This window comes from Enterococcus sp. C57 (assembly GCF_040887305.1).
Taxonomy (GTDB): Bacteria; Bacillota; Bacilli; order Lactobacillales; family Enterococcaceae; genus Enterococcus_B; species Enterococcus_B hirae.
This window is the reverse complement of sequence record NZ_JBFOFP010000037.1, coordinates 1-259: the sequence shown is the minus strand read 5'-3', so window position 1 is coordinate 259 and position 259 is coordinate 1. Positions and strand designations below refer to the sequence as shown.

Annotated in this window: 3 tRNA genes; all 3 read left to right on the top strand. The window is 51.0% G+C overall.

The annotated features are described in order from the left end of the window. Positions 1–13 precede the first annotated feature (13 nt). The 3 genes from AB5M32_RS13715 (at position 14) to AB5M32_RS13705 (ending at position 252) form a co-directional block, all read left to right on the top strand. Positions 14–86 (top strand) — tRNA-Val (locus tag AB5M32_RS13715). 3 nt (positions 87–89) lie between these two features. Then, a tRNA-Lys gene (locus AB5M32_RS13710) sits at positions 90–162 on the top strand. 8 nt (positions 163–170) lie between these two features. Further along, a tRNA-Leu gene (locus AB5M32_RS13705) sits at positions 171–252 on the top strand. Positions 253–259: the final 7 nt, after the last annotated feature.

Sequence of the window (259 nt, the reverse complement as noted above, 5' to 3'; positions counted from 1 at the left end):
TTAAGTTATCCATGGAGGTTTAGCTCAGCTGGGAGAGCATCTGCCTTACAAGCAGAGGGTCAGCGGTTCGATCCCGTTAACCTCCATATGAGCCGTTAGCTCAGTTGGTAGAGCATCTGACTTTTAATCAGAGGGTCACAGGTTCGAGCCCTGTACGGCTCATATTTTTTGCGGGTGTGGCGGAATTGGCAGACGCACTAGATTTAGGATCTAGCGCCTTACGGCGTGGGGGTTCAAGTCCCTTCACCCGCATAATATG